Source organism: Rhodococcus sp. IC4_135, assembly GCF_011602025.1.
Taxonomy (GTDB): Bacteria; Actinomycetota; Actinomycetes; order Mycobacteriales; family Mycobacteriaceae; genus Rhodococcus_F; species Rhodococcus_F baikonurensis.
The window spans coordinates 35395-60912 of sequence record NZ_JAAOLG010000028.1 but is presented as its reverse complement, the minus strand read 5'-3'; the positions used below and the strand labels follow the sequence as shown (position 1 = coordinate 60912).

At 61.2% G+C, this 25518-nt stretch carries 26 protein-coding genes; 7 read left to right on the top strand and 19 right to left on the bottom strand.

What is annotated here, in order from left to right; genetic code table 11:
- Positions 1-103: 103 nt before the first annotated feature.
- The 3 genes from G8767_RS29395 to G8767_RS36630 form a co-directional block, all read right to left on the bottom strand.
- Positions 104-442, bottom strand: coding sequence for a hypothetical protein (locus G8767_RS29395; protein WP_234036659.1), 339 nt, complete (start codon positions 440-442; stop codon positions 104-106).
- Between the two features lie 78 nt (positions 443-520).
- A complete protein-coding gene (locus G8767_RS29390; RefSeq protein WP_260395678.1) occupies positions 521-886 on the bottom strand; it encodes a pyridoxamine 5'-phosphate oxidase family protein in 366 nt (121 codons plus the stop codon).
- A gap of 111 nt (positions 887-997) precedes the next feature.
- Positions 998-1819 (bottom strand): hypothetical protein, encoded by an 822-nt coding sequence (locus G8767_RS36630; protein ID WP_095971345.1) that lies wholly within the window; start codon positions 1817-1819, stop codon positions 998-1000.
- Between the two features lie 251 nt (positions 1820-2070).
- On the opposite strand from G8767_RS36630, the gene G8767_RS29380 reads away from it, so the two are divergent.
- A complete protein-coding gene (locus G8767_RS29380; protein ID WP_095971344.1) occupies positions 2071-2541 on the top strand; it encodes a hypothetical protein in 471 nt (156 codons plus the stop codon).
- 7 nt (positions 2542-2548) lie between these two features.
- Here G8767_RS29380 and G8767_RS29375 read toward each other — a convergent pair whose 3' ends face one another.
- The 3 genes from G8767_RS29375 to G8767_RS29365 all read right to left on the bottom strand — a co-directional run bounded on the left by G8767_RS29375 (position 2549) and on the right by G8767_RS29365 (position 5754).
- On the bottom strand, positions 2549-3472 hold the full coding sequence (locus G8767_RS29375; RefSeq protein ID WP_124568710.1) for a DUF2797 domain-containing protein: 924 nt from the start codon (positions 3470-3472) through the stop codon (positions 2549-2551).
- A gap of 63 nt (positions 3473-3535) precedes the next feature.
- Positions 3536-4192: a DUF305 domain-containing protein gene (locus tag G8767_RS29370; protein ID WP_124568709.1), complete on the bottom strand. Its 657-nt coding sequence runs from the start codon at positions 4190-4192 to the stop codon at positions 3536-3538.
- A complete protein-coding gene (locus tag G8767_RS29365) occupies positions 4189-5754 on the bottom strand; it encodes a hypothetical protein (protein WP_124568708.1) in 1566 nt (521 codons plus the stop codon). The genes G8767_RS29370 and G8767_RS29365 overlap by 4 nt, the downstream gene beginning before the upstream one ends.
- A 178-nt stretch (positions 5755-5932) precedes the next feature.
- Between G8767_RS29365 and G8767_RS29360 the strand changes: the two genes are divergently transcribed.
- On the top strand, positions 5933-6520 hold the full coding sequence (locus tag G8767_RS29360; protein ID WP_234036657.1) for a TetR/AcrR family transcriptional regulator: 588 nt from the start codon (positions 5933-5935) through the stop codon (positions 6518-6520).
- Between the two features lie 45 nt (positions 6521-6565).
- Positions 6566-7702, top strand: a complete 1137-nt coding sequence (locus tag G8767_RS29355) for a GIY-YIG nuclease family protein (RefSeq protein ID WP_124568707.1) — start codon at positions 6566-6568, stop codon at positions 7700-7702.
- 80 nt (positions 7703-7782) lie between these two features.
- Here the strand turns inward: G8767_RS29355 and G8767_RS29350 are convergent, their stop codons facing one another.
- From G8767_RS29350 to G8767_RS29335, 4 genes are all read right to left on the bottom strand, one after another.
- The gene (locus G8767_RS29350) at positions 7783-9000 is read right to left on the bottom strand and encodes a Dyp-type peroxidase (protein WP_124568706.1); all 1218 of its coding nucleotides are present in this window, start codon (positions 8998-9000) and stop codon (positions 7783-7785) included.
- Positions 8993-9493: a copper chaperone PCu(A)C gene (locus tag G8767_RS29345; protein ID WP_124568705.1), complete on the bottom strand. Its 501-nt coding sequence runs from the start codon at positions 9491-9493 to the stop codon at positions 8993-8995. The genes G8767_RS29350 and G8767_RS29345 overlap by 8 nt, the downstream gene beginning before the upstream one ends.
- 24 nt (positions 9494-9517) lie before the next feature.
- Positions 9518-10948 (bottom strand): PepSY domain-containing protein, encoded by a 1431-nt coding sequence (locus G8767_RS29340; protein WP_124568704.1) that lies wholly within the window; start codon positions 10946-10948, stop codon positions 9518-9520.
- Positions 10949-11056: 108 nt separating this feature from the next.
- Positions 11057-11587, bottom strand: a complete 531-nt coding sequence (locus tag G8767_RS29335) for a hypothetical protein (RefSeq protein WP_029254615.1) — start codon at positions 11585-11587, stop codon at positions 11057-11059.
- A gap of 121 nt (positions 11588-11708) precedes the next feature.
- Here G8767_RS29335 and G8767_RS29330 point away from each other — a divergent pair, with 121 nt between their 5' ends.
- Both G8767_RS29330 and G8767_RS29325 read left to right on the top strand, forming a co-directional pair.
- A complete protein-coding gene (locus G8767_RS29330) occupies positions 11709-12824 on the top strand; it encodes a cellulase family glycosylhydrolase (protein ID WP_166813366.1) in 1116 nt (371 codons plus the stop codon).
- Positions 12825-13227: 403 nt separating this feature from the next.
- Entirely contained in the window at positions 13228-14394 is a 1167-nt protein-coding gene (locus G8767_RS29325) for a MinD/ParA family protein (protein WP_124568702.1), read from the top strand.
- A 38-nt stretch (positions 14395-14432) separates the two neighbouring features.
- Here the strand turns inward: G8767_RS29325 and G8767_RS29320 are convergent, their stop codons facing one another.
- The 3 genes from G8767_RS29320 to G8767_RS29310 all read right to left on the bottom strand — a co-directional run bounded on the left by G8767_RS29320 (position 14433) and on the right by G8767_RS29310 (position 17032).
- Positions 14433-15467 (bottom strand): hypothetical protein, encoded by a 1035-nt coding sequence (locus G8767_RS29320; protein ID WP_166813364.1) that lies wholly within the window; start codon positions 15465-15467, stop codon positions 14433-14435.
- Positions 15468-15668: 201 nt separating this feature from the next.
- Entirely contained in the window at positions 15669-16751 is a 1083-nt protein-coding gene (locus tag G8767_RS29315) for a M48 family metallopeptidase (RefSeq protein WP_166813362.1), read from the bottom strand.
- Between the two features lie 77 nt (positions 16752-16828).
- The gene (locus tag G8767_RS29310; RefSeq protein ID WP_003945456.1) at positions 16829-17032 is read right to left on the bottom strand and encodes a hypothetical protein; all 204 of its coding nucleotides are present in this window, start codon (positions 17030-17032) and stop codon (positions 16829-16831) included.
- A 145-nt stretch (positions 17033-17177) separates the two neighbouring features.
- On the opposite strand from G8767_RS29310, the gene G8767_RS29305 reads away from it, so the two are divergent.
- Entirely contained in the window at positions 17178-17333 is a 156-nt protein-coding gene (locus G8767_RS29305; RefSeq protein ID WP_095971469.1) for a DUF6131 family protein, read from the top strand.
- On the opposite strand, the gene G8767_RS29300 is transcribed toward G8767_RS29305, so the two are convergent.
- Positions 17330-18505: a glutamate--cysteine ligase gene (locus G8767_RS29300; protein WP_166813360.1), complete on the bottom strand. Its 1176-nt coding sequence runs from the start codon at positions 18503-18505 to the stop codon at positions 17330-17332. The genes G8767_RS29305 and G8767_RS29300 overlap by 4 nt on opposite strands.
- 1255 nt (positions 18506-19760) lie before the next feature.
- On the opposite strand from G8767_RS29300, the gene G8767_RS29295 reads away from it, so the two are divergent.
- Positions 19761-20486 carry a GntR family transcriptional regulator gene (locus tag G8767_RS29295; protein WP_166813358.1) on the top strand — a complete coding sequence of 242 codons (726 nt, stop codon included), beginning with the start codon at positions 19761-19763 and terminating at the stop codon, positions 20484-20486.
- Here the strand turns inward: G8767_RS29295 and G8767_RS29290 are convergent.
- The 5 genes from G8767_RS29290 to G8767_RS29270 are packed head-to-tail and all read right to left on the bottom strand — an operon-like array spanning position 20446 to position 25467.
- Positions 20446-21714 (bottom strand): FAD-dependent oxidoreductase, encoded by a 1269-nt coding sequence (locus tag G8767_RS29290; protein WP_166813356.1) that lies wholly within the window; start codon positions 21712-21714, stop codon positions 20446-20448. The two genes, G8767_RS29295 and G8767_RS29290, sit on opposite strands and share 41 nt — an antisense overlap.
- Before the next feature lie 13 nt (positions 21715-21727).
- Positions 21728-22573 carry a M55 family metallopeptidase gene (locus tag G8767_RS29285; RefSeq protein ID WP_166813354.1) on the bottom strand — a complete coding sequence of 282 codons (846 nt, stop codon included), beginning with the start codon at positions 22571-22573 and terminating at the stop codon, positions 21728-21730.
- 52 nt (positions 22574-22625) lie between these two features.
- Positions 22626-23720: a serine hydrolase domain-containing protein gene (locus G8767_RS29280; protein ID WP_166813352.1), complete on the bottom strand. Its 1095-nt coding sequence runs from the start codon at positions 23718-23720 to the stop codon at positions 22626-22628.
- A complete protein-coding gene (locus G8767_RS29275) occupies positions 23717-24508 on the bottom strand; it encodes a creatininase family protein (RefSeq protein ID WP_240952899.1) in 792 nt (263 codons plus the stop codon). Before G8767_RS29275 ends, G8767_RS29280 begins: the two co-directional genes overlap by 4 nt.
- Complete coding sequence (locus G8767_RS29270; RefSeq protein ID WP_166813350.1) at positions 24508-25467, bottom strand: serine hydrolase; 960 nt, start codon at positions 25465-25467, stop codon at positions 24508-24510. The genes G8767_RS29275 and G8767_RS29270 overlap by 1 nt, the downstream gene beginning before the upstream one ends.
- Positions 25468-25518 lie beyond the last annotated feature (51 nt).

Sequence of the window (25518 nt, the reverse complement as noted above, 5' to 3'; positions counted from 1 at the left end):
GGTCGAACCGGTCGACCGTCACACGAACTGACCATCGTCACTCACATAACTCACACCGTCGACATCGAACAATGGGGGCCTACCAGCAAGGTTTTGAGATATGTCAAAACTGCGTGCAGATAATGCGCGTGTCGCAGCCGTTGTGACCGAACTCGACGGTGACGTCGTCCGTCCAAGCGGTGCCGAACAGCGCGCGGTCGTATCCGGTCTTGGGTGCGCGTCCCTTGATCGGGATCTGCGCCAGTAGTTCAGCTGCAGCGGAAGACGGCGTCGAGGCTTCGGCCACCGCCGTCGTCGTGACACCGGATCCGATTCCTGAACCGAGAGAAGATGTTTCGGGCGCGTCGGCGTTGGAGTTCGCGCAACCTCCCAGCACGATCACGGCAGCAATGCCGATGGTGACGCCGGTGATGCCGCGCCTGTGATGTGCCGTGCGTGCCATGTGTGAGAGTCCATTTCTGCGAGAGATGAACTACAAGTATGTCATTCACGACATTTCGGGCCGAACCGGCACTGTCTGTCAGTCCGGTCGAAGGAGCCACCGCGTCACCGGGACCGAGACGAGAACTCGCGGGCCGTCGGGAGTCTTGTCCGCGGCATCCCAGCCGGCGTACTTCTCGCCGAAAAGTCTCAGGAGATCGCTGAACTCGCCGACGTCGTGATGAATTGTCCCGAGTCCCTGTGCGACCCACGGATCGCCGGCGGATCCGTCGACGGCCAACGAGACCCGAGGATCGTCCCGCAGGTTCCGAACCTTCCGATTCTGCTCTGCGCTCGGTATCCAGAATGTGTTCCGACGCAGTAAGAACCACACCGGAGTCGTGTGCGGCGAGCCGTCATTTCGGAGGGTGGTCAACCACACGCAAGGTGTATCCGCGATAGTCACGGTCCCAGTATCGGTGCCGGTGCGACGTTCACCAATCGACGGTTCTGAACGGACAAGGCCCGGTCCTCGCCGTTGGGTGAGGACCGGGCCTTCTCGGGTGGAGTGGACGCGTCAGATCTCGATCTTGGGGGTCTGCTCGCCCAGCTTGTGGCGGGCCAGCGCCAAGTTCGCACGTGCGCGGTCCAAAACGAGGTACACGAACAGTGTCGACAGTCCGGGCGTCTCGAGGACGCGAATGAGGTGGTACTGGTTGCTCAGGGTGATCAGGATGTCTTCCAGGGTGTCGGTAATCCCCAAGTTACTCATCGTGCGGAGCTTTGCTCGCACAACCTCGGAGTTGCCGGCGCCGGCATATTCGAGGCTGAACGACGGGTTGCCGCTCATACCGAGAACCATCCCGCTGTCGGCGTCGACGACGGCTGCACCGCTGGCACCGTCGATGCGCATCAATTCGCCGAGGATTTTGTCGATGTTGCTCATTGCTTCTCCTTGGTAGGGCCGAGTCGCGCTGGGCGACTCCAGGTGATGCTTCGGTGGTGAAGTCATCGGTACATTTCGAGGCGGAATCGTCGGTTGCGGCGTCGGGGGTGGGCCGGGCGGCAACTGTTCAGCTGGTGAGATGTGCGGGTTCGTTCCGTTCGATGCAGATGAGCGGCCATACGACGACTCGAATTCGTCGATTCGGTCTGCGGGTAGCCAGCCGTCTCCGGAGGGCGCGTCGAGCGGCCATCCGGTGTCTGTCTCGTAGTCCGGTGTCGGCGAGTGGAGTTGCGGATAGACCGGTGCGGTCAGCGGCCGCTTGTACGGAACCGGCTGACTGCCCGCGTCGGCGACGTTCGCGAACCAGGCAGCGTACCCGGGGTCGCTGCGATCGAGGTTCTGCCCGCGATCGTCGTCTTCCTCCCGGGAACCTCGTCGACGAAAAAGTCCCACTCGTTCCAGCCCCTTAAAAACGAACTATTTCCGATCAGAGCGTTCCGGATGAACGCGGCAGACCGGACAATCCCGCCCATAGTTACTTTGCAGTTAAATAACGGTAGCATGGGTTGGCGGACGGGGCATACGGTCCAATCCTGCAGTCGGGCCGACGAGGCGCTCGGATTCGACGGGCCGCCCAGGCGATCCCGGCCGGTCGGCGGCGCCGGTCGGTTCGAACGCCGGCTGCCCTCTGGCATCCTTGAAGGATGAAGAAAACGATCACCGGGTTCATCGGTGCCTGCTCGCTGGTGGCGCTGGTTGCCTGCGGTTCTGACGGAGACAAGCCGACCGAGGTCGGAACACTCACTTCCTCCGCTTCGGCGACCGCCACTGCGACGCCGACGACGTCATCCGCGGCTCCGGCGACGTCGCCGGAATCGACGACCGAGGCACCGCCCGTCGACTCGAGCGTCCCGGCCGAGGTCCCGTCGGACCCGAATGTGAGTTCGGCGCTGCCACGGACCTACGCGCAGGCGTGCTCCGACGTTCTCCGGTACCTCGACGCATACCAGCCGGCGATTGACGAGTCGGGCGAGGAAATGGGCATGACGCGTGAATCATTGGCAAACGACATGCTGACCTCCATCCAGGCCTATCCCGAATGGTCGAGCTTGTCTGCCGACGAGCAGGCCGAGGTCACTCGCGGATTCGCCGCAGCGACTGCGGGAAGTTGCTGACCAACCTTCAGAACAACGATTCCTGAATCGCCACGCCTGGGGACTCGAACTCGCCGACGGTGATGGTTCGACCGACCAGTCCGGACACGTCCGCGACAAAGCGTGGTGATTCAGGATCGGGGTCGATCCGCATCGATGCGATCGAACCGGCAAGGCCCTCTAGATACAGGGAATGCTCCCCGGACTCGAAAGTGTGCGGATACGCGATCAACGGTGCGGCATCGAAGACCACGTCGGCGCATTCCGGCGCCCGCCATTCTTCGGGAGCCTCCAGGATCTCGATGCCGTCGATGTCCGATCCGATGTCCTTCAGCTCGTCGCTGATCGACGATACGAAGTGGTGCAACGACTTTCGGAGTTTTTCTCGATCAAGAGTTCCCGTCAACGCCTCGATCTTCCGAGACGTACGTATGGCCTGGCTCAAGTGGAACTCTTCCGACGCCCTGGCTTCGAGCGAACGGATGCTGTAACCGTCCGTCGACCGCGCGACGAACAACGCGCAGACCGCGCCCTGCTCGGCGACTCGCGGATGTTTGCGAAACTCGGACGCCGTCCCCACCTTCATCTGACCGCCGGCGAATACGTCCACGTAGAGCCATTGTGGTTGTGCGAGGTAGGTGCGCACGTTCGGATGAATGTGCGCCCCGCTGACGTGTGCCTGATGAACTGTGGTGAACCCCTCGCGATTTCGGCACCGGTCGCATTGGCGCCCGGCAACGACCGTGGCCTCGCGGTCACACGGCGAGTGCCCTCGACCTTCTGCGGTGAGATCTCGCCAGCCGAGGCAGCGGCGGCCCTTCTTCTCGTCGACGGAAAACCGCAGAACCGAGTCGTGAGTGAAGAAGGTCGTAGCGGAAGTGGTGTCGTCGACGCATCGGATCCGCGGTGCTGTCGGGTTCGACCATTCGATTCCGCGAACGAGCAGGGTCATTGAAGTGTCGATTCTTTCTGTAGTTCACAGGTCGACACCCATGGTAGTCAGTGCACATGCGGGTCAGTGCAGTGGTTGTGCCCCACGTTGTCCGAGCATCAGTGTCATCAGCCCGGACTCCTGACTCTGCGTGTTGATCATGTCGCGGGCGGACTGTTTCACTGGCCCGCTCTCGAACAGGGTATCGGCCACCTGTGCCATGGCGATCCCGCCACGGTGGTGACGTTCCATCAGTTGAAGGAACAGAACCTCGGCGTCGAGCCCGCGAGCGGCGCTCAGTTTCTCGAGTTCTTCCGTCGTAGCGATGCCCGGCATGGCGTCGGCCTCTGTTTCCGGCGTTGCCGGGTGATGATGAGAGTCGCCCGCACTGCTCGGTGACGCCTCCATCCACGCCATCGGCGTTCTACTGTTCGGCGGGACACCGGCCAACCGCAGCCAACCGAGCATGACACCGATTTCCGTTCGTTGAACATCGTCGATCTGTTGGGCCAGTCTCGTTACCGCCGGGTCCACATCAGGACTCAGACGCGCGAGAATGAAGAGTGCCTGTTGATGGTGGGCCGCCATGTCGTGTACGAATCCGATTTCGGTTTCGCTCAGAACAGCTGTCTGCGTGTGGTTCTCGGGTGCAAACAGGGGACGTAGTGCTGCGCCGAGTACGAGCAGCATCAGTGCCGCAGCTACGAGCGCGACGGCTTTGACCGATCGTGGCACCGTCATGATCCCACGGTCGTCTTCTGGTCGGCGGGTGGTGTGTAGACACCGTTTTCGAGTTGCATGGCAACAAAGCCGTTGTCGGCGCACGTCGCCCACAATGTGGTACCTCGCCATTCGGGTGGGGAGAAGCACCAATCGGTCGAGATGTCGCCGAGAGCGAGCATGCCCGACCGCGAACTCAGCGCTTGGCCGGGGTCGAACTGGCCCTGCGCGATCGACTGCGCGATTGCCGGGGTGCTGAGGATGGGTACCCCGATGAGCGATGCGAGAGCGTGCGGCGAGTTGGCGAGTTGGAGATTGTCGCCGGTCCGAGCAGGTGGGTTGAAGTACGCAATTTCGTGGACATCGAAGGGATCTCGAATGTCGAAGACCCGAATTCCGCTCGAGATCCATCCGCATGCCAGCGCCGTCGGGTCGACCGGGCGATCGGCCGAACAGTAGTGAGATTCGTACGCGAACAGCGATCCGCCGGCAGCGGACGCCAGCGCAGCGTCTTGATTCTCCGGCAGATTGATCTCGAGCTTCACCGAATTGACGACCGACGGTTCGTCGTCATGGGAGACGTCGATCAATTTGACTCCGCCTGAACCGCCTTCGTCGACGGTGAACAGGTACGGCGAACCGTCGTACGTCACGGGAATGCTGTGCTGGGTGGCCCACCCGTCGGTCCACGAGAGCTGGGACAGTTGGCGCACCCGAGGATTGGGGACGCGGCGCTGAACCTCACTGATGTCGAGAACATGTATTCCGCCGAGATTGTTGGACAGGTACATGCGAGTTCCGTCGGGACTGATTCCGAATCCGTGGGTCGACAACCCGATGAGGTCCTGCCAGATGACACGCGGGTTGGTGGGATCGGTGAGATCGACGGCGCTCACCACGCCGGGGGCGGTGCCGGAAGACCAGTAGGTGTTCCCGTCCGGTGAGAACCCACCCTCGTGATTGGTGATGGGCAGCAGCATTCCCAGATCGGTTCCCGGCCCGGGGTTGAGCAGTTTCGGGTGTGCGCAGTCGGAGATGTCGTAGACCGACATCAGGCCGACGCCGGTCAAGAGCGGAACGCCCGTGCCCACCAGCAGCTTTCGCGTGGCGTTGACCTTGAGGCTCTCCCACGTTCCGGCCAGCATCGCCGGTTCGGTCAGAGTGGCGGTGAGTGCGGGGTTGGCAGGATCTGACACGTCGAGAACTTGGACGCCTTGCGCGGGGCCGAGGAGGTTCCCGGGGAAGAAGCTGCCGACGTACGAGCAGTGTTCGAAGTTGGTGGATGTGATCCCGCCGCCGCGACCCGAGTAGCCACCGATCTGAGACATGTTGCAGCTGTAACCATCCCGGCTGCGTCCGCTGTTTCGGTCCTCGGCCGGAACATCACCCTGCAACCCGGTCTCGGGCATCGAACCAGGCCCGCACTCCGCACGACTCGCCGCGTTCGAACCGACACCGGAGGTTTCGAGGATCGAGCCGGGGGCGGTGGCTGGTTCGGCCGCGGCGACACACACGGGAAGGATGGTGATCAATGCGACGAGCGCGATGGCAGATCTGGTTCTGATGGTCGTGAACGATTTCATCGAGTCCAACTCCCGGTGCGGGATTGCCTTTCGTATCTCACGGGCAGACGTATCTCACGGACAGGCAGCACGGAGGGCAGGCGCGGGTTCGAGCGCTCACGACGGTCGGGTCGGGGTGTGAACCGGTGTCGGGCCGCAACCAACCGGACAATGCTGTCCGGTTGGTATCGTAGTGTGCGTGACATCGTCTGGCCGCGTCAATAGCGGATCTCTCAACAGAGGGCCGAGAGACGCGGCGCGCAATCGTGCGGCACTCATCTCAGCAGCTCGCGAGGTGTTCGCCACCCAGGGTTTCGCTGCTCCGCTCAGCCTGATCGCCCGTACGGCCGGTGTCGGCCAGGGCAGCCTCTACCGGCACTTTCCCACTCGCGAAAGCCTGGCACTCGCAGTGTTCGACGAGAACATCGTCGAGTTGCAGGATCTGGCTGCCGATCCGGATTCGACTCTCGACGATCTTTTTCGTTTGTTGGTCGACCAGATCACCACCTCGATCGTGTTCGTGGAGGTCATCAAACCTGTCTCCTTCGGCGATTCACGACTGAATTCGGCCGGCACCCGCCTGACCGATCTTCTCGAAGGTCGCCTCGACGAAGCGCGTCGAGCTGGGAAGATACGCGAGTCCGTCACTGCCGAGGACGTGATCCTGGCGATCGCCATGTTCGCCGCGATCATGGAACGGACCGCCGAGAGCTCACGAAAAGAAGTCGCGCACGCGGCCTGGAACCTACTTGTGCAGGGACTGGCCGGGCCGACAGCGGCGGGCTGAGTCGCGTTCGCCTCGCGTCTCGAGGTGATCGCCTAGGCTCGTGTCATGGCTATTGTCTGGACAGTTCCTCGCGCTATCGGCTCCACCCTGCTCGTTGCTCCGTTGATCAAGGAGTTCCTTGTCGAGGGTGACGGCACCCTCGATGCAAAACTGACTGCGGTCGGTACGGTCTCTGCATCTCTCGAGAAGCAAGTCGGCCGCACGTTCACCTCGATCAGCGCTGCCTCGGCGGCAATCTTTTCCGGTGCTGCCGGTTCTGCCAGCGTGCCCGACGCACTGCGTCTGGCCGTGATGCGCACTCTGTCCACCGAGGTCGTCGTCAGGAAGCCGGCTCCGCAGCCGTTCACCGAAAAGGTCGGGAAGCGGTTGGGGCAGTATGTCTTTGCGTTGCGTGACCCACGTAACGACCAGGTATTCCATGTCGGGCACGGCACGGGAAACCAGGTGTTCGCGCCGGTGTTCGAAGCGCTCGGTGAACTCGCGAATCTCGAAGGAGCGGACGGCCCGGCCGAGTCGAATGCTGCTGTGACGGCAGCCAAGATCGCTCGGATCCGTGAAATCTACGACGCAGGTTCGGCAGTGGAGCACTTCGTACTCCTCCGATCTGTTTCCGCCGCCACCGATTCGGCTGCCACTACCGGAGAGGTCGTCCGCGGCATCGTGGAAGCCTTGCGGATTACCGACGCGGGAGACGGCCTGACCAACCTCGCGGGCGATACCTCGGACAAGGACGCCCGTGCGACCCGCGTCGAGGAACTCGCGTTGCGATACTCGGCCGATCCCGCGCCGGAACTCCCGACGCCGAGCATCGTCCTCCACGTACCGGCCTCCGCCCGTCCGGGAGTAACGCCGGAAGAGATCTACGAACTCGCACGCGCCGAGTGGTCTGCCGGTGCGGCTGTCCGTGCCGAGATCGGCATTCCCGTTCTGGTCTTTGCCGACAGCATCATTCGTGGTGCCTTCCGCGCACAGTCATGGGAGGTCTCCACTCGCAATGCCGACGGAAGTCAACTGTGGCGTTTCAACGGAACCGTCGACGACGAGCTTGCTGCCAAGTACGTCGGAACCGAGGTCACCCCGCACAACGTCGGCCTGAAGAAGTGGCCCGCCAGTGGGTGGGTCACGAGGTTGACTACCGCTCGTCCGGGTGCGGCTATGCCGGGACCTCGTAAGTCCAAGTAACGCAACAGCTTCAGGTAGAAGGCATTGTGGGGGCGGGATCCGTTCGGATCCCGCCCCCACAATATCGTTACCCGGTGTTGTCAGCCGAGCAAACCGCTTCCGAGGTAATCGTTCTCGGTGCACCCCGGCGGAATGAGATACACCGCAGAACCGATCGGCGTCGTCCACTCGTTGAGTGCGTCGAAGTCACTCAACCGCTGTTGGACCGGCAGATATTGCTCGGCGATGTCCCGTTGGAACGCGGCGAAGATCAACCCCGAGTTCGAGGTCTGCCCGCTCTCGGGTGCGTCGTCGTAGTTGTAAGCCCGGCGGAAGAATTGCTCCTTTTCATGTGTTCGGTGTGCTCTGGCGATGTGTGATCCTGGCGGGATCACCGGAATACCGAACTTGTCCGTGAGAGTGAAGTCCGCTTCGTCGAATTCGTCGGTTCCGTTGAGCGGAGCGCCATTGGACAACGTGCGCCCCATGGTGAGTTCGCGTCCCGAGCGATCGAGTTCGTCCCAGGTATCCATTTCCATGCGAATGCGTCGTAGTACCAAGGAGGTTCCGCCCGCGAGCCACGACTGCCCGGTCCCGTCGTGCCAGATCAGTGAATCGAAATCCACTGTTCCCGGAGCAGGATTGACCGTCCCGTCCACCTGGCCCATGAGATTACGCATCGTGGTTCCTTCGGGCGTGGTGCCACGTGCGTTCCGGAATCCTTTCTGCGTCCATCGGATTGTCGTCAGTGATCGGACGTTCTTGGTCAGCACTCGAACGGCGTGAGCAATGGTCACCGGATCGTCGCCGCAGATCTGCAGCAGCAGATCCGAGCCGCCCCATCGTTCGTCGAGTCGATCGATCGCGTAGCTCGGCAACGGCTCGAACCAGTCCGGTTGACGTGCCTGCAATCCCAGCTTGGTGAACAGGCCGGGGCCGTAACCGACGGTCACCGTCAGGCGCGCCGGATCCACGGCAAGTTCCCGTTCGGTGTCCGCCAACGCCGGACTGCCGGCGGTCAGCCGTGACGCATCCTCGGACCACATCTTCATGATCCCGACGACGACTGCTCGATCGGTTCCAGGCAAGAGGTCGAACCCGATGAACGTGCCGTGCGCTTGTGGAGTGGTGGCGATCCCAGCTTGGTGGACTCCGTAGAACGGCTCCACGAGCTTGCCTGCTTGCTGCTCGTGTTCGCTGCGCTCGACCACTGTGGTTGCGCCCCAGGTTATTCCCGCGACGCCGAGCGCGGCGGCGCCTCCTCCGAGAAGGCGCCGCCGGCTGAGAGCTCGGCTGGGCGGGTTCGTGTTCTCAGCCACCGTGATTCGGGTCGTAGTTCTCCTGATTACCGGAGAAGTCGCGAATCTGAGCTGTGAACGTGGTGCTGGAACCGTCGTCGTAGATCAGGGTGAGATCGGTTTCGGCGCCCGGGAGCAGCGGCGCCGACAGGTCCATGAACATCAGGTGGTCACCGCCCGGGGTAAGGGAGGCGGAACCGTTGGCAGGGACCAGGAAACCGCCGTCCTTGGGGCGCATCGTCATCGTTCCGCCGTCGCCGGTCACGACTTCGTGCAATTCGAGTCGAGACGACGCGGGGCTGGTGGCCGAGACCACGCGTACGTCCTTGTCACTGGAGTTGATGAGTTCGGCGAACGCCGCACTCATGCCTTCCGGCGCGGCCTTGACCCATTGATCCTGAACTGTGATGGATTGTGCAGCTTCGGTTTCCTTGTCGGAGTTGGAAGAACAGCCGGTCAGCGCGAGAGCTGCGGTCAATGCAACAGCTGCGAATATCTTGGTGCGAACAGTCATGTGTGTCTCCGTAATTCGTGATTGTCAGGTAGTGGCGCGGCGTTTGAACGCCGCAATGCACACGTCGATCAGCAGGAATGCGAGCAGGCTGATGCCGAGTAGCGGAACGAACCAGCCGACCAGCGCCGTGATCGCGACGAGCGCAACGAGGCTGATCGGGGAGAGGTTGCGGATTCCGCCGCGGGCAGGAACCCGGCCGACTGCCCAGTCGGAGCCACGGGTGGGGCGTCGGCGCCACCACATGATGTAACCCCGAATGACCACGCTGACCAGCGCGAGCGCCAGTGCGGCGAGTGCGATCTGGTTGGCAAGGCCGAACAGAAGGCCCATGTGGAGTTGGATTCCCCAGGCCGAAAGTTTGGCTGCGAGTGGCCAATCCGAGAACCACAACTCGTCGGTGACCTTTTGTGTCGCTCCGTCGATGGCGATGGTGTTGTTGCTGTACACCCAGGGCTCACGAGTCTGGGCGACGGTGAACGCTGTCTCGGCATTGGCAGGTATCGATACTTCGACCGGACCGGTGATCCCGTTGTATCTGGCGATTCCGAGGACGGTGTCGACGCGTCCGACGTTGGTATCGGTCAGAGTGCCGGTGGCAGCGGGAGCCATGTCGTGGCCCTCGTGCCCGCCTGTCGCCGGTGGGGGAGCGTCGCCGAGAGTTTTCACGACGGAGGGCGTCGTCCAACTCAATGCAGTTCTCAGATTGCTGACGTTCTCTCCGGCGTAGGTCGACCACGTGAGGCCGGTCGCCGAGAGGAAGACCAATGCAACTGCTATCCAGATGCCGACGACACCGTGCCAGTTCAGGGTCCGGCTTCGTCCGGTGGACGCTCGGTCGATCGTGAGCAGACGAGCGTTCCTGGCGGTGCGGTATCGACGGAACCACAGGTAGACGCCACCGAGTGCGACCACCCACATCCACGACGCGGCCAATTCGCTGTAGAGGCGGCCGGGTTCGCCCAGATGAAGGTGGCGATGCAGCTGGGAGATCCAGGTGCGCAATGGCAGCGAACCACTGCTTCCGTACACGGCCAACTCGCCGACCGGCTGTGCGAGCACCGGATCGACGAAGACCGCGAGCCTCTCCGATTCGCCCAGTGACGGATCGGTGAACAGGACCCGTGTGGTGGTTCCGGCAGCAGGGGACGGACGTACTGCCGAGACCGTCAGGTCAGGTCGATACTGCTGAGCGGAACGGATCTGGTCGTTCAGAGACGCGATCTGTCCGGTGGTGTCGGTCTGGAGGTAGTCGCTGTAGACGAACTTCTCGATGGTGGGCGCCATCGCGTAGAGGCCACCGCTCAACGCGGCGATGAGGATGAACGGCCCGATGAGAACGCCGGCGTAGAAATGCAGACGCAGTATCAGTGGTCTGGCGCCGCCAACCTGCTTCTTCGGGGGAGAACTGTCGTTGGACGCGCGCGTCTGTGCGCGCTCCAATTCGGGTGCGGACATGCGTGTACTCGATCCCGCCGTGCGCCTTTATTAACCGCGGGCGGTTACTAAAGGCGCACAGCAAAGTGGCGCACGTAATCACGTGCGTGAAAGGAAAGGGAAGGTGAGTTACACGAATGCCGGCGGGCCGCGAGTGCCCAAACCGGAAGTGAGAAGTTGACGCAGAACAACTTTGGCGCGGTATCGAGTGCGCGCGGTGAACGGCGATGGTTCAGGCGCCCACGGCCGTAGGAGCACCGCGACGATGGCCGCTACCGTCGACGCCGCAACGACGTACCCGCGTTCTGCGCCGCGGATCAGTACTGCGCACACTCCGACCGCAGCGATGTGCGCTGCAAGCATCGGAAGCGACAGGAGCAAGCCGTGTTGATGATCTGAAGCGATCGTCAATGTCGCGTGGCCGATGGCCTGACCCGCTGCGAGCATGAGGGCAAGCAAGAGCGCGGGGGATCTGCGGGTGTCGATGGACGTGACCACCGCGCCGACGCTCGCGCACGCGAGGATCAACAACACCACGGCGCTTTCGGACGGGGCCATGCCGCCGCCACCGAGGGCGTGGGCTGCGACCGACACCGCGCCGGAGGTGCCGCCCACAAAAGCGCCGCGCAGCTGCGCGACATCTTTCGGACCCGGCGTCATACGCGAAAGGATACAGGCAGCTACTACGAGGGTTAGTAGTCGAGCCCGGCCGAGTCGGATTGACGCCTTCGACGGGCGCCGTTACGTTCGACAGACATTCAGGTTTCAACGGGGGAGTGAAATGTCCAGAATGAGATTATTTGCCGTGTCAGCGGTTCTGGGGTTGATGTCATTTTTGATCAATCCACAGTCTGTGAGTGCCGTGCCAACGGCTTGTCCGGTCAGTGACTACGGCGTTGTCTACGCGAATCAATCGTCCGCTCCAGCTGTGCGTGAAGCTGCGCTGAACCAGATTGACAGCGCAGGCGTGAGTTGGGTTCGAATCGATGCGTTTTGGTCGCAGATTCAATCTGGGGGTGTTAATTCCTATAGCTGGGGTCCGCTCGACACGGTCGTAAACGAGGCGCTCGCTCATGGAAAGAAGATCATTCTCCTGCCACATACAACACCGACGTGGGCTCGACCTGCAGGGGCTCCTGCGGACGACAAGTATGCACCCGCCGACATTTCCAAATATGCGACGTTCGTGAACAAGCTTGTTGCTCGGTATGCGCCTAAAGGCATCATGTCCTACGAGATCTGGAACGAGCCGAATATCAGTATGTTCTGGAAGGACTCGGTTGCTAATCCGAAGCCTAATCCCGTGCGATACGCGCAATTGCTGAAAGCGGCTGCTACCTCGGCCCGCTCGGCGAATCCCTCGATCACCATAATCAGCGGCGGTATGTCACCTGCCGCGGATGCTGCCGACGGCAGTCAGGTCGCGCCACTCACATTCTTGCAATCCTTGTATACGAATGGCGCACGGTCATCGTTCAACGCGGTCGGTCATCATCCGTACTCGTATCCGGCGCTGCCTACAGACGAACATGACTGGAACTCGTGGTCTCAGATGAGTGTCGAGTCGTTCGAGGGCGGTGGGATCGTTCGGCCGAGCCTTCGCGGAATCATGAGTGCCAACGGCGATTCTGCAAAAAAGATTTGGATTACCGAGTTCGGGGCGCCTACAAGTGGGACTCCGGACAGCGTCAGCGAAGCACGTCAACTCGAGATCTATCAGGCGGCGATGGCAGACAAGCAAACCAAGCCGTGGTTGGGGCCGCTCATCTTCTACCGTCTCAACGACTACGCGCCTTACGGAGCGACGACGGATCGAGAGTCGTATTTCGGCGCAGTGAGGTCGGACGGCACCGTCAAGCCGAGTGCTGCATACGTGAAGAGTGTGCTCTGCCCGTGACGGAGGTCGAATGGTACGAGTGATCCTGCAGGACTGGCAGGAAGCTGACAGAGTGGGACCTTCGCTCGAGTGCCAGGAATCCTGCAGCAGCTGAACACATGTCCATGAAGGGAGGGAGATCGCTTGCGCGATCACCCTCCCTTTTTCCGTTTGTTACCAAGGGATTTGCCCTGACATTGCGGGAGGCTGCATTTGTCGGCAGATGAAGATATATGTGCCGCATATCGTTACGACGATCGTATTTGCTGAGAATGGCACCAGTGTGAGGACCAAAGTCATCGAAGTGCGGGTGTAACGGTCTGTTGTGCCGTGACGGTATTGAGCAGAGAACGGCAAGCCCGCCAGAGTGATAGCGTCCGAGAGGCTATGTCCGAAATGATTCCGAACTCGACCTAGGAAAACGGTGCGCAGCGATAACAACGGTTCGAATGGCGGAGTCTTGGGGAACAACTCCGGAACAACTCAGGGCGACGGCCTTTTCGACGCGTCCGACGACGGTTACGCAACGTCGATTCGAACCGTCACCTTCACACCGCAATTCGACGAACCCGCAGCAAAACCGTTGCCCAGTCAGCGGATGCGTCAGCAACGTCGTGAAGAGCCGACCGATTTTCGGACCTCGACGCCTAGGGCTATGACGTCCGTCGACGACCTGGACATCATCAAGCGAGCGAAGCGTCCGCCTGAACGCGGTTTGGGCAGTGTGTTGTTCAAACTCACCGGTGGGCGGATCAACACGGGGCAGTCTGCTGCCGAACTCGAGCACCAAGCTCTCGTGCGCCGGGCCAACCGCACGGTGCGCGGTGTGTACAAAATTGCCTTCATCTCACTCAAGGGCGGTGTGGGAAAAACCACGGCGGCCAAGACCGTCGGTTCGACGTTCGCGTCGATCCGTGGGGATCGCATCGTGGCCATCGACGCCAACCCCGATCTGGGGACCCTGGCGGATCGCGAACGACGTGAACATCATCTGACCGTTCGTGATCTGTTGGCCGACGGCGACATTCGCACGTACAGCGATGTTCGCTACTACACGTCTCAAGGCGACAGCCGGCTCGAAATCCTTGCGAGTGAAGCAGATCCGGAAACCTCGGAGTCGTTCAACGAACAGGACTACCTCGATACTCTGCGAATTCTCGAGGTGCATTACAACATCGTCATCACCGACTGCGGCACAGGGATCATGCACTCGGCCATGTACGGAATCCTCGACGAAGCAGATGCGTTGGTTGTCGTCAGCCCGACGGCGCAGGACGGTGCCCGTAGCGCTGCTGCAACGCTCAGTTGGCTGACCAAGCATGGCTACGCAGACCTGGTGAGCAGGTCGGTCGTGGCGATCAATTCGACGAGGCCGGGTTCGTCTTCGCTCGACCTCGATCAACTCGAAGACGTTTTCGCTCAGCGGGGAGTGCGCGCGGTCAAGACCTTGCCCTACGACGATCACCTCGGCGAGGGCGGTCCGATCGACTTGAAATTGCTGAACAAGCGCACTGCGCGGGCATATCTGGAACTTGTCGCAGCAATTGCCGACGGATTTCCGGACTCGGTGGGCAAGCACGCCTCTCGCTGAAGGTGCTCACCCACCGAATCCGATCAGGCTGCCGATGTTCAGTGATGCCGGAGGATCGCGCCGTATCCGTCGGCGAGAACCAGGCGTTCGTCGATCTGTACCAGTTCGGTTCCGGTCCCGATTGCGATGTAGGGGAGTACGCGATCGGCGGGCCCGATCAACTTTCCGCTGGTGACTTCCTTGTCGTCGGGATCGGTGAGCAACAGTGTCTCGACCTTGCCCTGTTCGAGAGCGTCGAGGACGCGCGCGGTCCCGTCGATGGAGAGACCGGAGTCCCGTCCCTGCTCTGCGACGTAGCGTTCGGTTTCCGAGTCCATCCTGCGCAGCCGCTGCGTATCGATCAGTTCACGAATCGACTTGGACACCTCAGCAGGTGACGAACCCACTGAACGTGAACCCTTTTCGACATCCACCACTCGTAGCGTCGACGGTAGGAGCTGTGCAAAAGCTTTGCGTGACTGTACTTCTCCGATCACGACCACCAGCGCGACCTTGTGTTCGCGGGCGAGCGATGCCGCGCGCTCCGCAGCCTGTGCCAGGTTCTTCCGGATGTTCTCCTCCACGAGGCTTTGACTGTCGGTGTACCGCTCCTGGCCGCCCACGTGCGCCTTGTGTACCGGGAAGCCGTCGCCGTCGACCGATTCGCCGTACACGTCACGCCCGCGGGCATCGCGCACGCACAGGTCCGCGCCGGTGTGGTCGACCTTGGCGATGAGGAAGGGCTCGGTGTCGTATCCGTGTGCGATCAGTGGAATCAAGTAGGGCAGCTCGCCCAAGGTTGCGATGGTCGATCCGGCGGGTTCGAGCAGAATATCGTCGATCAGCACTGCTTCGGATGTGGCGACGATCGCTCGCCCAGCGCGTCCCGAGATTCCGTGATGGTTGTCCTTCACCTCGTCCAGTCGTGCGATGAGCGTTTCGGATGCGCCCTGTTTCGAGAGTTGATTGCGCATCGAGCGCCATTCGAGTTCGAAGCGCTCGCGCGCATCCTCCCGGTTGCGGACGTCTTCGAAGTACACGGAGGCAAACGGGCCGTCACTCGAACCGACCTTCTTCAGTCGCCCAGCATGCATGTCGGCTCCCTTCTGTAGTGGTCCTATGCCGCGTACCCGACAACCGGGTATTCGACACGACCGCTTTCAGTTCGCACGTTTGTTCGACTGCTGGTACTGTCTGTGAACGTGAGGGTGGTGCAGAGGGAAGCCTGCATCACTCTCACGCCAAGAGCCCGGGACCTGCCGCCGACTGCCTTCGGTGGCAGGTCCCGATTCTGCTCACTCGGCGTCGTCGGTGCCCTTCGTTCTGTCGGAACTCTTGCGCCAGTGAGTAAATCGTTCCTTGATATCCGACGCGACGTCGCCGACGCCGTTTCCGACGGCGCCGACCGCGCCGCCCAGTCCGCTGCCGATCTCGCGCACCATTCGGATCAGAGGGTCCTCTGACTCGTCGAAGTTCTGCTTGTAGCTCTTGGCTGCATTCTTGAACTCGTCGCTGATCTTCGCTCCGTCGTCTTCTCCTCGCCGCGGGTAGTTTCCGCGCAGGATCGCGGCATAGTCTCCGCTGTCCACCCATTTCTTGAGTTCTGCGGCGCGAAGTACCGAGAACGGATGCGAGAGCAGTTCGATGTTGAGGAGCTTGAGTACGCCGTCCCGGAGGTCGCCGCTGGCGTCGTACTCGGCAGCCTGGGCGAGGAATGCGTCGATGTCGATTTCACTGACTCGCGATCCGCCCGCCAATTTCATCTGGACGCGAATCGCGGTGTGGACGTCCTGCCCGCACAGCAATCCGGCGCGATCGCCGGACAGTTCGGATTTGCGCTGCCATTCCATGAGGGCGGCGATGATCGCGCGCAGTGCCCACCCGCCGACGGGTAACCAACCGATGGTTCCGGCCAGTCGCATCAAATGCATCAGGATGGTGCGGTAGACCGCATGGCCGGACAGCGCATGGCCGAGTTCGTGGCCGATGATGAACCGCTGCTCCTCGTAGTTCATCACGTCCAGCAGGCCGGTCGTGACCACCATGAACGGCTTGTCCATACCGATGGTGAAGGCGTTGACCATCGGGGTTTGGAGGACGAACAACTCTGGTGTCTCGTCGGCCTGCAGAATGTCGACGCAATCGCGTCGCAGATCGTTCAGGTCGCTGAACTGGCGTTCGTCGACCCGCACGGATGTAGCGAGATACATGAGGCGATGCTGGCGTTCCTGGAGTAGGCCGGACAGCGTCCGCAGCACGGTGTCGAACCCCCGAAGTGTCCGGAGGGTCACCAATGCAGCCCGATCGGCAGGGTGTTCCCACGCACGCGAGCTGATGTCCGGGAACTCGATTCGGGTGCGATCTGGCGCAGTGGTCATGGTGGCCCCTCACTTCGATGTGTGTCGACTCACCTCCAGGGTAACGACTAGTCGGTTTAGCGCTGCATATCGGCAGTTCACTCGGTCGGTTGAGGAAGCGTGCAGTCCGTAACTTTGGGATTGACGCCGAAGTAGTTCAGCGGACCCGCGATGACGGTGAGCGCGATGGTCCCGACGCCGGCACAGTTGGTCGGCGAACTGCTGTAGTAACCGCGCTGGCCGGCCGCAACGGCTCCGACGATCAGCCAGATCAGAACGATCAGAGTCACAATTCTCATCATGGCGTGCTCGATTCTTCAAATATTATGGTGCCCAGCGAAATACCCGGTCAGCGAGGGTATGAAACGCACGGCCGACGGGTATCCGGGGTGTATGCGGCTCGAGGCGGGCGTATCCGCCCGAGTGAACGCACTGAAGGAGCTTGTCATGATCATCCTCGGCGTAATCCTGCTGATAATCGGTTTCGTGGTGAACATTCCGATCCTGTGGACGATTGGTGTCGTCTTGCTGGTGATCGGAATCATCCTGTACGCGTTGGGCGCGGCCGGGCACGCTGTCGGCGGTCGGCGGCATTACTACTAATCGGGAGCCGGTCCCGCATGCGTATCCATGCGTGCCGGCTCGATCGGGGTGGTGCGTTGAATGGCACGCGCGATCAGTTCCCGAAGGCAGACCTGGCGAAGCGTTCGCTGTTGCCAGTCGCTGCCGCTGCCGGTGACCGACTTGTTCCGCAGCGCCGACTCCACACTCGCGTACTCGCCTGTCTCGTCGAGTGAGTCGCGGACATGGATCAGGAGTCGGCGCAACAGTTCGGTGGCCGAAATTCTTTGTGTGGTAACAGGATCGATCGACGTTCCCAGGACCCCTTCCTTCGCGGACACCCAGGTTGCGAGACGAAGGTTCTCGAGAGAAATGTTCGGAGCCTCGATGCCCCGGTCTATCGCGCCTAACGCAGTTGCCACCAGAGCCCGTCCAAGTGTTGCCAGTAGCGCTGCATCGTCTGCTGTCGGTTGAACGTCGCAAACCCGGATCTCGACGGTCGGTAGATGGCACGACGGACGGACGTCCCAGTAGGCCATCCGCTCGTCGAGCATCACACCGCAATCCACCATCCGCGCTACCACGGTGTCGAAGTCTGCAGCGCTCTCGAAGTACGGCGGCGGCCCGGCGACGGGCCACCTGGACCATTGGATCGCCCGCCAACTCGCGAATTCTGTGTCGGATCCTTGGTGGACACGAGAATTGGCGCTCAGAGCAAGCAAGGCGGGCAGCCAGATGCGCACGTGATTGCAGACCTGCACGGCTTCGGCTCGATCAGCGACGCCAACATGGATGTGGCAACCACAGATGCTCTGTTCAGCAGCGAGGGAGCCGAAGCGCTCACCCATCTGTCGGTAGCGAGGTGCATCGCTTATCTCGAAACGCGAAGGCCCCGAAAGCGGTGCGCCGGCGGCTAACAGCCTGCAGCCGTTCAACTCGGCCGCTTTCGCTGCGCGCCGACGCATGTCGATCAAATGGGTTCGGAGTTCGCCGATGCTCTGGCACACCGGAGAGTTGGTCTCGACCTGGCACCGGGACAATTCGAGCTGAAGATCCATACCGAGTGCCGACGCGGTTTCCGCGACCGCGGCATTGTCGGTGGAGGGCAACCACGATGTCGGGTCGACGAGGATGAATTCTTCTTCGACGCCGACGGTCGGGGTCGTCGATTCGTAGCGGCCAGCGGTGGATCCGGTCGAGCTGGTGGCGCTCATGCTCGCGTCTACCCGGTCGGTCGACGGAGGAAACCGACACGAGGAAGCCCCGTTCTCGTCGGGAGAACGGGGCCTGTGGTCGGTCTTGCCAACATCTCGTAAGCGTCAACGAGCCCTTGCACACCGTGTGAATCTGGGGACTGGCGTGCCTGGGAAAACGTACTGTGTCGGACTCGGAAAAACGAGACCTCCTGGCATGTTTCACCCCCTATTTCACCCTCGTGTGAGCCTGCCCGCCCGCACGTCGTCGAGTCGCGGATCGTGACCTGTCGGAGTGCGGTGGGGCTGTCTCGGTTTTATCCGTGGAGTCCGCGTTTATCACGCCGATCGCGGAGAAATGTGAACCCATCTAAACTAACGTCCAACATTCAGATGTGAGGTTTCGGTGAGAGTGGGCACTCGGAGCGGCAGTGGATATGTGACCAGTTAATCTCGTGCACAGTATCCGGTAAAGTTATCGGACTTTTGGACTGGTATTGCGTTTCATCAGCGGAAATATGCAGTGGTTATGGGTGAACGTCAGAATTTGGGAGAAAGTGCCTGGGATCGTGTTGCTACCGGTTCGTTATCGCAGTCGAATGTCCACTATGTATGTGAGTGACGCCTCTTTGAGGCTGGCAAAACTGCGTGTCAACAGTGTGGAAACTTCGCCAACCTCGCCGTCTTCGGTGGAGAGTTTCGCCAGGGATATCTATCAGAATCGACGCGCCCGGAAATTTTTCTCAAGATTTACCCATTGGCGAATTGGGGAAGTTTCTCAGCTTCAGAATATTGGAAATGCTGCGGGTGGGAGCTGTTATTCGTGGCAATTTGCTCGTATCTTGCTGTGTGGAGTTTTTGTGGCAGAAGTGCTGCATGGTCGAGAAATAATCGCATTGATGCTTTACATTGGGAATTGCAAGATGCACGTTTCATCCTCAGTGTTAAGCGAAAGGACGAACGCAATGGGTAGCTTGGAAGATTTCGACATCGCGACACTTCTCCAGAAGGTCATCGCATTCTTCGACGGATTCTCGTCGGACGAGACTGAGCCGACGGGCTAAGACTTACCGAAGCCGCTGTGCATCCGAGTGACACTCGATGCACAGCGGCTTCTCTGTATCCGGCCCTCATCTGTCAGCTCAGCCGGAGACTGAGCTCGACATGTCGGCCGGGCGCGGCTTCAGCTTGCGCAACTGCGCGAGCTGAAACGATCTTTGTCACATAAAATGTTAGGTATTACATATTGGACATCGATCGGTATTAGGGTGCAGGTATGGGGACGAAGCAGCCGGCCGGTTCAAGCGCAGATCGTAGTACCCGCGACCCGAAGCAGAGTGCCGTGTTCCAACCACTGGCACGGACCAGTTTGCGCAGCGATGCCACGAGACTCCTTCGGGCCCGGATCTCGAGCGGTGAACTGGAGTCGGGCCGGCTCTACGCGATTGGAGACATCGCCGCGCAACTCGAGGTCTCGCCCACCCCGGTACGCGAGGCTCTACTCGATCTGAAGAGCCAAGGCCTCATCGAGATGGTGAGGAACCGCGGCTTTCGTATCGTTGAACTGACAGATGACGAACTCGAGGAGATCGTCGAAGTCCGGCTGATGCTCGAACCACCTGCAATGGCGAAGGTTGCCGTGCTCGACCCTCCGTTGGATCTCACTGATCTCTGGACGCTGAGCAAGCGCGTCGAAAACGCTGCGGCCGAGGGGGATCTGGTCTCCTTCCTTACCCTCGACAAGGACTTCCACCTGGAACTGTTGGCTGCACTGGGTAACGCACGGCTGGTCAAGGTGGTGGAGCAGTTGCGCGATCAGACTCGCCTGTCCGGGCTCAAAGGTATTGCAGGCAGCAAGGACCTGGTCGGGTCGGCTCGGGAACACGATCAACTCCTGAAGGCATTGCAATCACGAGATCCGGTTGCGGCCGAAGCTGTCATGACTGCACACCTCCACCACGTCAGCGGGTTGTGGGCCGGACGCTCCGAAAAGTCCGACTGAAGCGGCCTGGCCCGAACACGTCGGCATAGGCCGGGAGGCTTCGGCCGAACGTGCTGCGAGCGACCAACTCTCCGGTGACGGGGCCTAGAGTTATGCCCAGCATCGCGTGGCCGGTCGCGACAGTGACATTCGGATGGTGAGGTAAGCGGCCGATGATGGGCATCCCGTCGGGTGTCATCGGGCGTAGCCCCGTCCAGGGGACCGCATTGGGTGGGCGCCGCCAGTTGTCGAAATAGTCGGCTGCCGAGGTCAGTATGCCTCCGGCCCTTCGCTTGTCGATGTGTTCACTTCGGCCTCCGAATCCCATTGTGCCGGCCAGTCGGGTGGCACCGGACAACGGCGTGACGGCAACCTTGGCTTCCGACAGATACGACGCCCGAGTTCCGACGGGGAAAAACGGCGGAACGTCGAAACCGTAGCCTTTCCCGGATTGGACGGGGAGTGTGTACCCGAGCGCTCGCACCACGTCTGCGCTCCAGGCGCCTGCCGCGACCACAAAATGATCAGACGTCATCTGCCTGTCTGCTCCAGACGCCGTCACGTTGCCGGATGAGTCTGCCGACAGCGTGAGTTCGGTGCCCTCCACGATCTCGACCCCGAGGCTCTCGCATTGCGTGACCAAGCTTTCGACGAAGGCTGCGGGATCGAGGAATCTTTCGTTGGGACAGACGATCCCACCGAGAACAGAGCCCGAGAGTCCCGGGATCAACTGAGCCGTCCGGGCACTGGTGAGTACGTCGAATTCGTCACCGCCGAGTGCTCGCACCAGCGTCATTTCTTCGGCGTGAGAATCGAGCGACTTCTGTGTGCGAAACAGTTGCACCAATCCTGATCGGTGATTCTCGAACTGCAGCCCGGTCCGCTCGAGTTCGTCGAAGAGCTCGAAAGTTCGATGGCTGAGCGCCATCAGGTTTCGCAGACCGGATTCGAATCTCGTTGTAGTGCAGTTGCGAAGCATCGCAATCAGGAAGGATGCAAGGCGAGGGTCGCGGCCGGGGCGGATATACAGCGGGCTGTCAGGACGCAGCATCCATTTCAGTGATTGGGTCAGTACTCCGGGTGCGGGGACGGGCGCTGACATGCTAGGGACGACCCACCCGGCATTGTGACGCGATGCGCCGGTTCCCGCAGCACGCGCGTCGACGACACAGACCTCGGCTCCCTCGGCAGCCAAAGCCAGCGCCGAGCACAACCCGATCGAACCTGCACCGATAACGGTCACTCTCATGGAAATTTGCCCTCTACTGACGGTTGGCGATAGTCATCTGTCCGCGGAGGCCGGCAGATGCCAATTGATAGTTGACGGTAATCAACCCGATGATGTCGTCGACGGTGTTCAATCGATGTTCGATGGTTCGATCTGACGTTCGTCGAGAACCGGGGACACCCTCAGCCATCTCCGCAGCAGTTGTTGTCGGGTGAACGATTTCGAGTACCCACTCGTCGCGCAACTCGGTGGGCTTCAACGAGTCGCACTGTTGCACGACTCGTCTGGATGCGTCGCGAATGGCTGCGCACGCCAGACTCGGTGGAAGCGAATTGGTAGCCGACCACCCGTGCGCCTGCTTCACCACGACGGTTTCGGTCGAAGGAGCCGTAGCGCTGACCAACCCGCAGATCACGTCGTCTCCAGTGACCAAGCCGACCGGCACGCCGTGGGTAGCCGCGTAGAGCGAGTTCACATCGCTTTCCGACACGGTCTTGCCGTCGAGACGCACATCCGTGAACAGAGCCGAGAACGTATGTGCCAGCACACCCGGACCACCGGCGGGAGCGTGGTAGCCAACGAAGAGGGCCACGTCGTGTTCTGCCGTGAGACCCTCTGCCATGCACTGCAGCTTCGGCGATCCGAACAGAACCCGCGCCCGCGGATCCAGTTCGGCGTGCAGCAGGTTGTCCATCGTTCCGTGACTGTCGTTGACGAGCACCGATTGCGCGCCGGCATCGAATGCTCCGGCAATGGCCGCATTGGCCTCGGCCGTCATCAGTGCTTGCGCACGTTGGTATCCGTGACCTCCACGAACTATCTGGTCGAGCGTCGCAATTCCTGCGATGCCTTCCATGTCCACCGAAATGTAAACGTGCATAGTGAGACTCTCCGTTTGTCGAATGCCATCGTGACGACTCGGTACGCACTGGTCAACCGTTCGGGATGGACAAGGCTTCTCGCACCGTATTCGCCAAGACGACCGAGGCAGGAACCTCGGGAGGCGTCGTGGCAACCAGTCGATTCTTCGTGAGCGCGAAACTCAAACCGTAGTCCGGATCGGCGAACCCGTACGAACCGCCGAACCCGCTGTGGCCAAATGAATTCGATCGTCCGCCCATCGCAATCCCGTTGTCACCCAACAGATAACCCAAACCCTTGCGGACCGGTGCCATGTGGGTTTGATCGTACGCATCGGTTTCCAGTGTCGTTGCCAGAGTGGTCCGCGCTGGCGGGAGTAGACGCACGCCGTCCACACCATCTCCGACCAACGACGCATAGTGTCTGGCCAAGGATCGGGCGGAGGTGATAGCGCCTCCGGCAGGTACAGCTGATGCCTGAATCGACGGAGTGTTGAAGAGCTCCGCCATGATCCGAGTATCGGGGCTCGACGCGGGACCGGTCAGAACTGACTCGTCGTTCGCGAGAACTGCGATACGGTCCCTCACCGAAAGAGGGATGCCGAAGAACAGATCCGTGATACCCAAAGGCTTGCAGATCAGTTCGGCGACGATCTGGCCGAAGGGCTTCCCGTACACGCGACTTACTACCTCGCCGAGAACGAATCCGGAAGACAGTCCGCGGTACGCGGTCTCGCTACCCGGAATCCACATGGCTTCAGACTCGGCCAGGCGAGCGCAGGTGCCGTCCCAGTCGTCGAGGTGGAAGTCGTGTGTGATGTCTTGGATACCGGACGTGTGTACGAGGACCTGTCGGACGGTCGCCTCTTCTTTGCCGTTCTGCCCGAACTCCGGCCAGTAGTCGCTGACCCGTGCGTCGTAGTCGAGTTCGCCGCGTTCGGCCAGCAGATGCACTGTCGTGTACATCAGACCCTTGCTGCACGAGAAGATCGGGAACAGCGTGTCACTTCGCACGGGCGCACTCCGGGTGGGTTCAGTGTGCCCGGACCATGCGTCCACGATCAACTGACCGTGCTGGTACACCGCCACCTGAATACCGAGCTGAGTGTCTGCGGCAACCATTGCGTCGAGCTCGGCTTGAACCACCCGCTGTACGTCGCCAGTCATTTTTCGCTTCCTTGGTGCTCGGCGATCTCGGCACGAAAGTACTCCGAGACTACTGTCGTCAGCGATTCGAGGTACCGTTCGCCGCGTGACGCCAGTGCGGCAAGGGGGTCTCCGAGGATACCGTTCACCGACAGTGCCTTCGTCCCGCCCTCGAACAACGCTGTGGCAGTGTTCTTGTCGAAGAGTCCGAGGAATCCGGGCTCGGCGGCGTTCATGTCGACGAGTTCGGGTCGGAGTGCAAGGACGATCGACGTTTCGAAATCGCCGGCATGAGAGCCGCATGCTTCGGGAGAGATCGAATCCTCCTCGGCCACTGCCTTGAAGGCTGCGAGCACCTGGAGAAGATCAGTGTGCGCATGTACCCGTGTCTCGCCGATCCGGGGTCCGACTCTCTCGATCAGATGCGCGAGGGGTTCGAAGTTACCGCCGTGGCTCGAGATGACGAGGATGTTGTCGAACCCATGAGCGGCGAGGCTGCGAACGTAGTCTTCGACCACGTCGAGAAATGTTGCCTCGCGTAAGGAGACCGTTCCGGCGAAGGCCATGTGGTGCGGGGAAACCCCGAACGCGATGGTGGGCGCCACCATCGTCGCCCCGACCTGTGCCGCGACGGCATGCGAAGTCGCAGTGCCGATCAGGGTGTCGGTGGAGAGAGGCAGGTGTGGGCCGTGTTGTTCAGTCGCTCCCACCGCGAAGATGACGTTGCGGATCCCGTCGTGCATCGCCTCCTGCACTTGCGTCCACGTCATCTCGGCCATGGACAGGGGTGTGACGAGCGTAGGGGACATCAGGCTGTTACCGCCGTCGCAGCGGCGTCGCGACTGGTGATCCGAAGACTGTCGATCGCCAGTGCGGCGATCTTTCCGATTGCCGCGTCCACCTTACCGTTTCGCATATGGTTGTTCTTGTCTCGCAGAAAGATTGCGACCACGTAGACGTCCCCGTCGCCGAAGTCGACGACGCCCACCTCGTTGCGCACACCGGCCAGGAAGGTGCCGGTCTTGCCAGAGATAGCCGGACCGTCGACGTAGGCTGACGAGAGTCGGTGAGGCGCGAACTGCAGGCCCATCACCCGCCGCACTTCGGCACAGGCTTCGGCGTCGGCAGCCTTGTCCGTCCAGATGAGGCTGAGCAGTTCGGTCATCTCGCGCGGGGTACTGGTGTTGCCACCGCGCGCGTTCAACGACTCGCCCGCTGCAATTGCCGCGGCGAACTCGTCCTCGGGCAAGCCGAACGGATTGCCAGTGGAGGTGTCCTGCAAAGTTGCGTATTTTTCGGTCGAGAGTTCCTGGAGAGCAAGCGAAATGATGCCTTCGCAGTCGGTTGTGATGTCGGTCGAGTGCAATCCGAGCGAGCGGAGTCGGCTCATGATGTTCTCGGTACCGACCATCTCTTGCAGGATGTCGGTGGCGGTGTTGTCGCTGACCTGCATCATGAGTAGGGCCAGGTCCCGTACGGATACTTCGACGTCGTCCGTCATTGCTGAAATCCCGGAAGGCCCGATGGTGCGCCTGTCTGCCGGGACCTTGATTCGGTCGGCCAGTTGCAGGCGTCCCTCGGATGCCTGGGCGGCGACCTCGAGCATGACAGGAACCTTGTAGGTCGAGGCGGTTACCGAACGCGCATCAGCGCCTGAACCGATTTCGAGTTTTCCGTCGAGACTGCGGACGTGAAACGCAACGGTGGCATTTGCGTCGTCACACACGTCGGCGATGGAGGCGAGGATTCTGAGGGGATTGGTGCTCATGGTCTTCCGTTCGGGGTAGCTGTAGTGGCGGAGGATGTTTCGATCAGGGCA

What these genes read in the sequence shown, in the direction of transcription:
- G8767_RS29345 (WP_124568705.1), bottom strand. Translation starts at nt 9,493, where the DNA reads ATGACTGTTCGCACCAAGATATTCGCAGCTGTTGCATTGACCGCAGCT.
- G8767_RS29355 (WP_124568707.1), top strand. Translation starts at nt 6,566, where the DNA reads ATGGCTATTGTCTGGACAGTTCCTCGCGCTATCGGCTCCACCCTGCTC.
- G8767_RS29320 (WP_166813364.1), bottom strand. Translation starts at nt 15,467, where the DNA reads ATGCATGCTGGGCGACTGAAGAAGGTCGGTTCGAGTGACGGCCCGTTT.
- G8767_RS29295 (WP_166813358.1), top strand. Translation starts at nt 19,761, where the DNA reads ATGGGGACGAAGCAGCCGGCCGGTTCAAGCGCAGATCGTAGTACCCGC.
- G8767_RS29380 (WP_095971344.1), top strand. Translation starts at nt 2,071, where the DNA reads ATGAAGAAAACGATCACCGGGTTCATCGGTGCCTGCTCGCTGGTGGCG.
- G8767_RS29330 (WP_166813366.1), top strand. Translation starts at nt 11,709, where the DNA reads ATGTCCAGAATGAGATTATTTGCCGTGTCAGCGGTTCTGGGGTTGATG.
- G8767_RS29365 (WP_124568708.1), bottom strand. Translation starts at nt 5,754, where the DNA reads ATGAAATCGTTCACGACCATCAGAACCAGATCTGCCATCGCGCTCGTC.
- G8767_RS29270 (WP_166813350.1), bottom strand. Translation starts at nt 25,467, where the DNA reads ATGAGCACCAATCCCCTCAGAATCCTCGCCTCCATCGCCGACGTGTGT.
- G8767_RS29315 (WP_166813362.1), bottom strand. Translation starts at nt 16,751, where the DNA reads ATGACCACTGCGCCAGATCGCACCCGAATCGAGTTCCCGGACATCAGC.
- G8767_RS29370 (WP_124568709.1), bottom strand. Translation starts at nt 4,192, where the DNA reads ATGACGGTGCCACGATCGGTCAAAGCCGTCGCGCTCGTAGCTGCGGCA.
- G8767_RS29300 (WP_166813360.1), bottom strand. Translation starts at nt 18,505, where the DNA reads ATGAGCGCCACCAGCTCGACCGGATCCACCGCTGGCCGCTACGAATCG.
- G8767_RS29305 (WP_095971469.1), top strand. Translation starts at nt 17,178, where the DNA reads ATGATCATCCTCGGCGTAATCCTGCTGATAATCGGTTTCGTGGTGAAC.
- G8767_RS29285 (WP_166813354.1), bottom strand. Translation starts at nt 22,573, where the DNA reads ATGCACGTTTACATTTCGGTGGACATGGAAGGCATCGCAGGAATTGCG.
- G8767_RS29340 (WP_124568704.1), bottom strand. Translation starts at nt 10,948, where the DNA reads ATGTCCGCACCCGAATTGGAGCGCGCACAGACGCGCGCGTCCAACGAC.
- G8767_RS29280 (WP_166813352.1), bottom strand. Translation starts at nt 23,720, where the DNA reads ATGACTGGCGACGTACAGCGGGTGGTTCAAGCCGAGCTCGACGCAATG.
- G8767_RS29335 (WP_029254615.1), bottom strand. Translation starts at nt 11,587, where the DNA reads ATGACGCCGGGTCCGAAAGATGTCGCGCAGCTGCGCGGCGCTTTTGTG.
- G8767_RS29290 (WP_166813356.1), bottom strand. Translation starts at nt 21,714, where the DNA reads ATGAGAGTGACCGTTATCGGTGCAGGTTCGATCGGGTTGTGCTCGGCG.
- G8767_RS29275 (WP_240952899.1), bottom strand. Translation starts at nt 24,508, where the DNA reads ATGTCCCCTACGCTCGTCACACCCCTGTCCATGGCCGAGATGACGTGG.
- G8767_RS29310 (WP_003945456.1), bottom strand. Translation starts at nt 17,032, where the DNA reads ATGATGAGAATTGTGACTCTGATCGTTCTGATCTGGCTGATCGTCGGA.
- G8767_RS29375 (WP_124568710.1), bottom strand. Translation starts at nt 3,472, where the DNA reads ATGACCCTGCTCGTTCGCGGAATCGAATGGTCGAACCCGACAGCACCG.
- G8767_RS29395 (WP_234036659.1), bottom strand. Translation starts at nt 442, where the DNA reads ATGGCACGCACGGCACATCACAGGCGCGGCATCACCGGCGTCACCATC.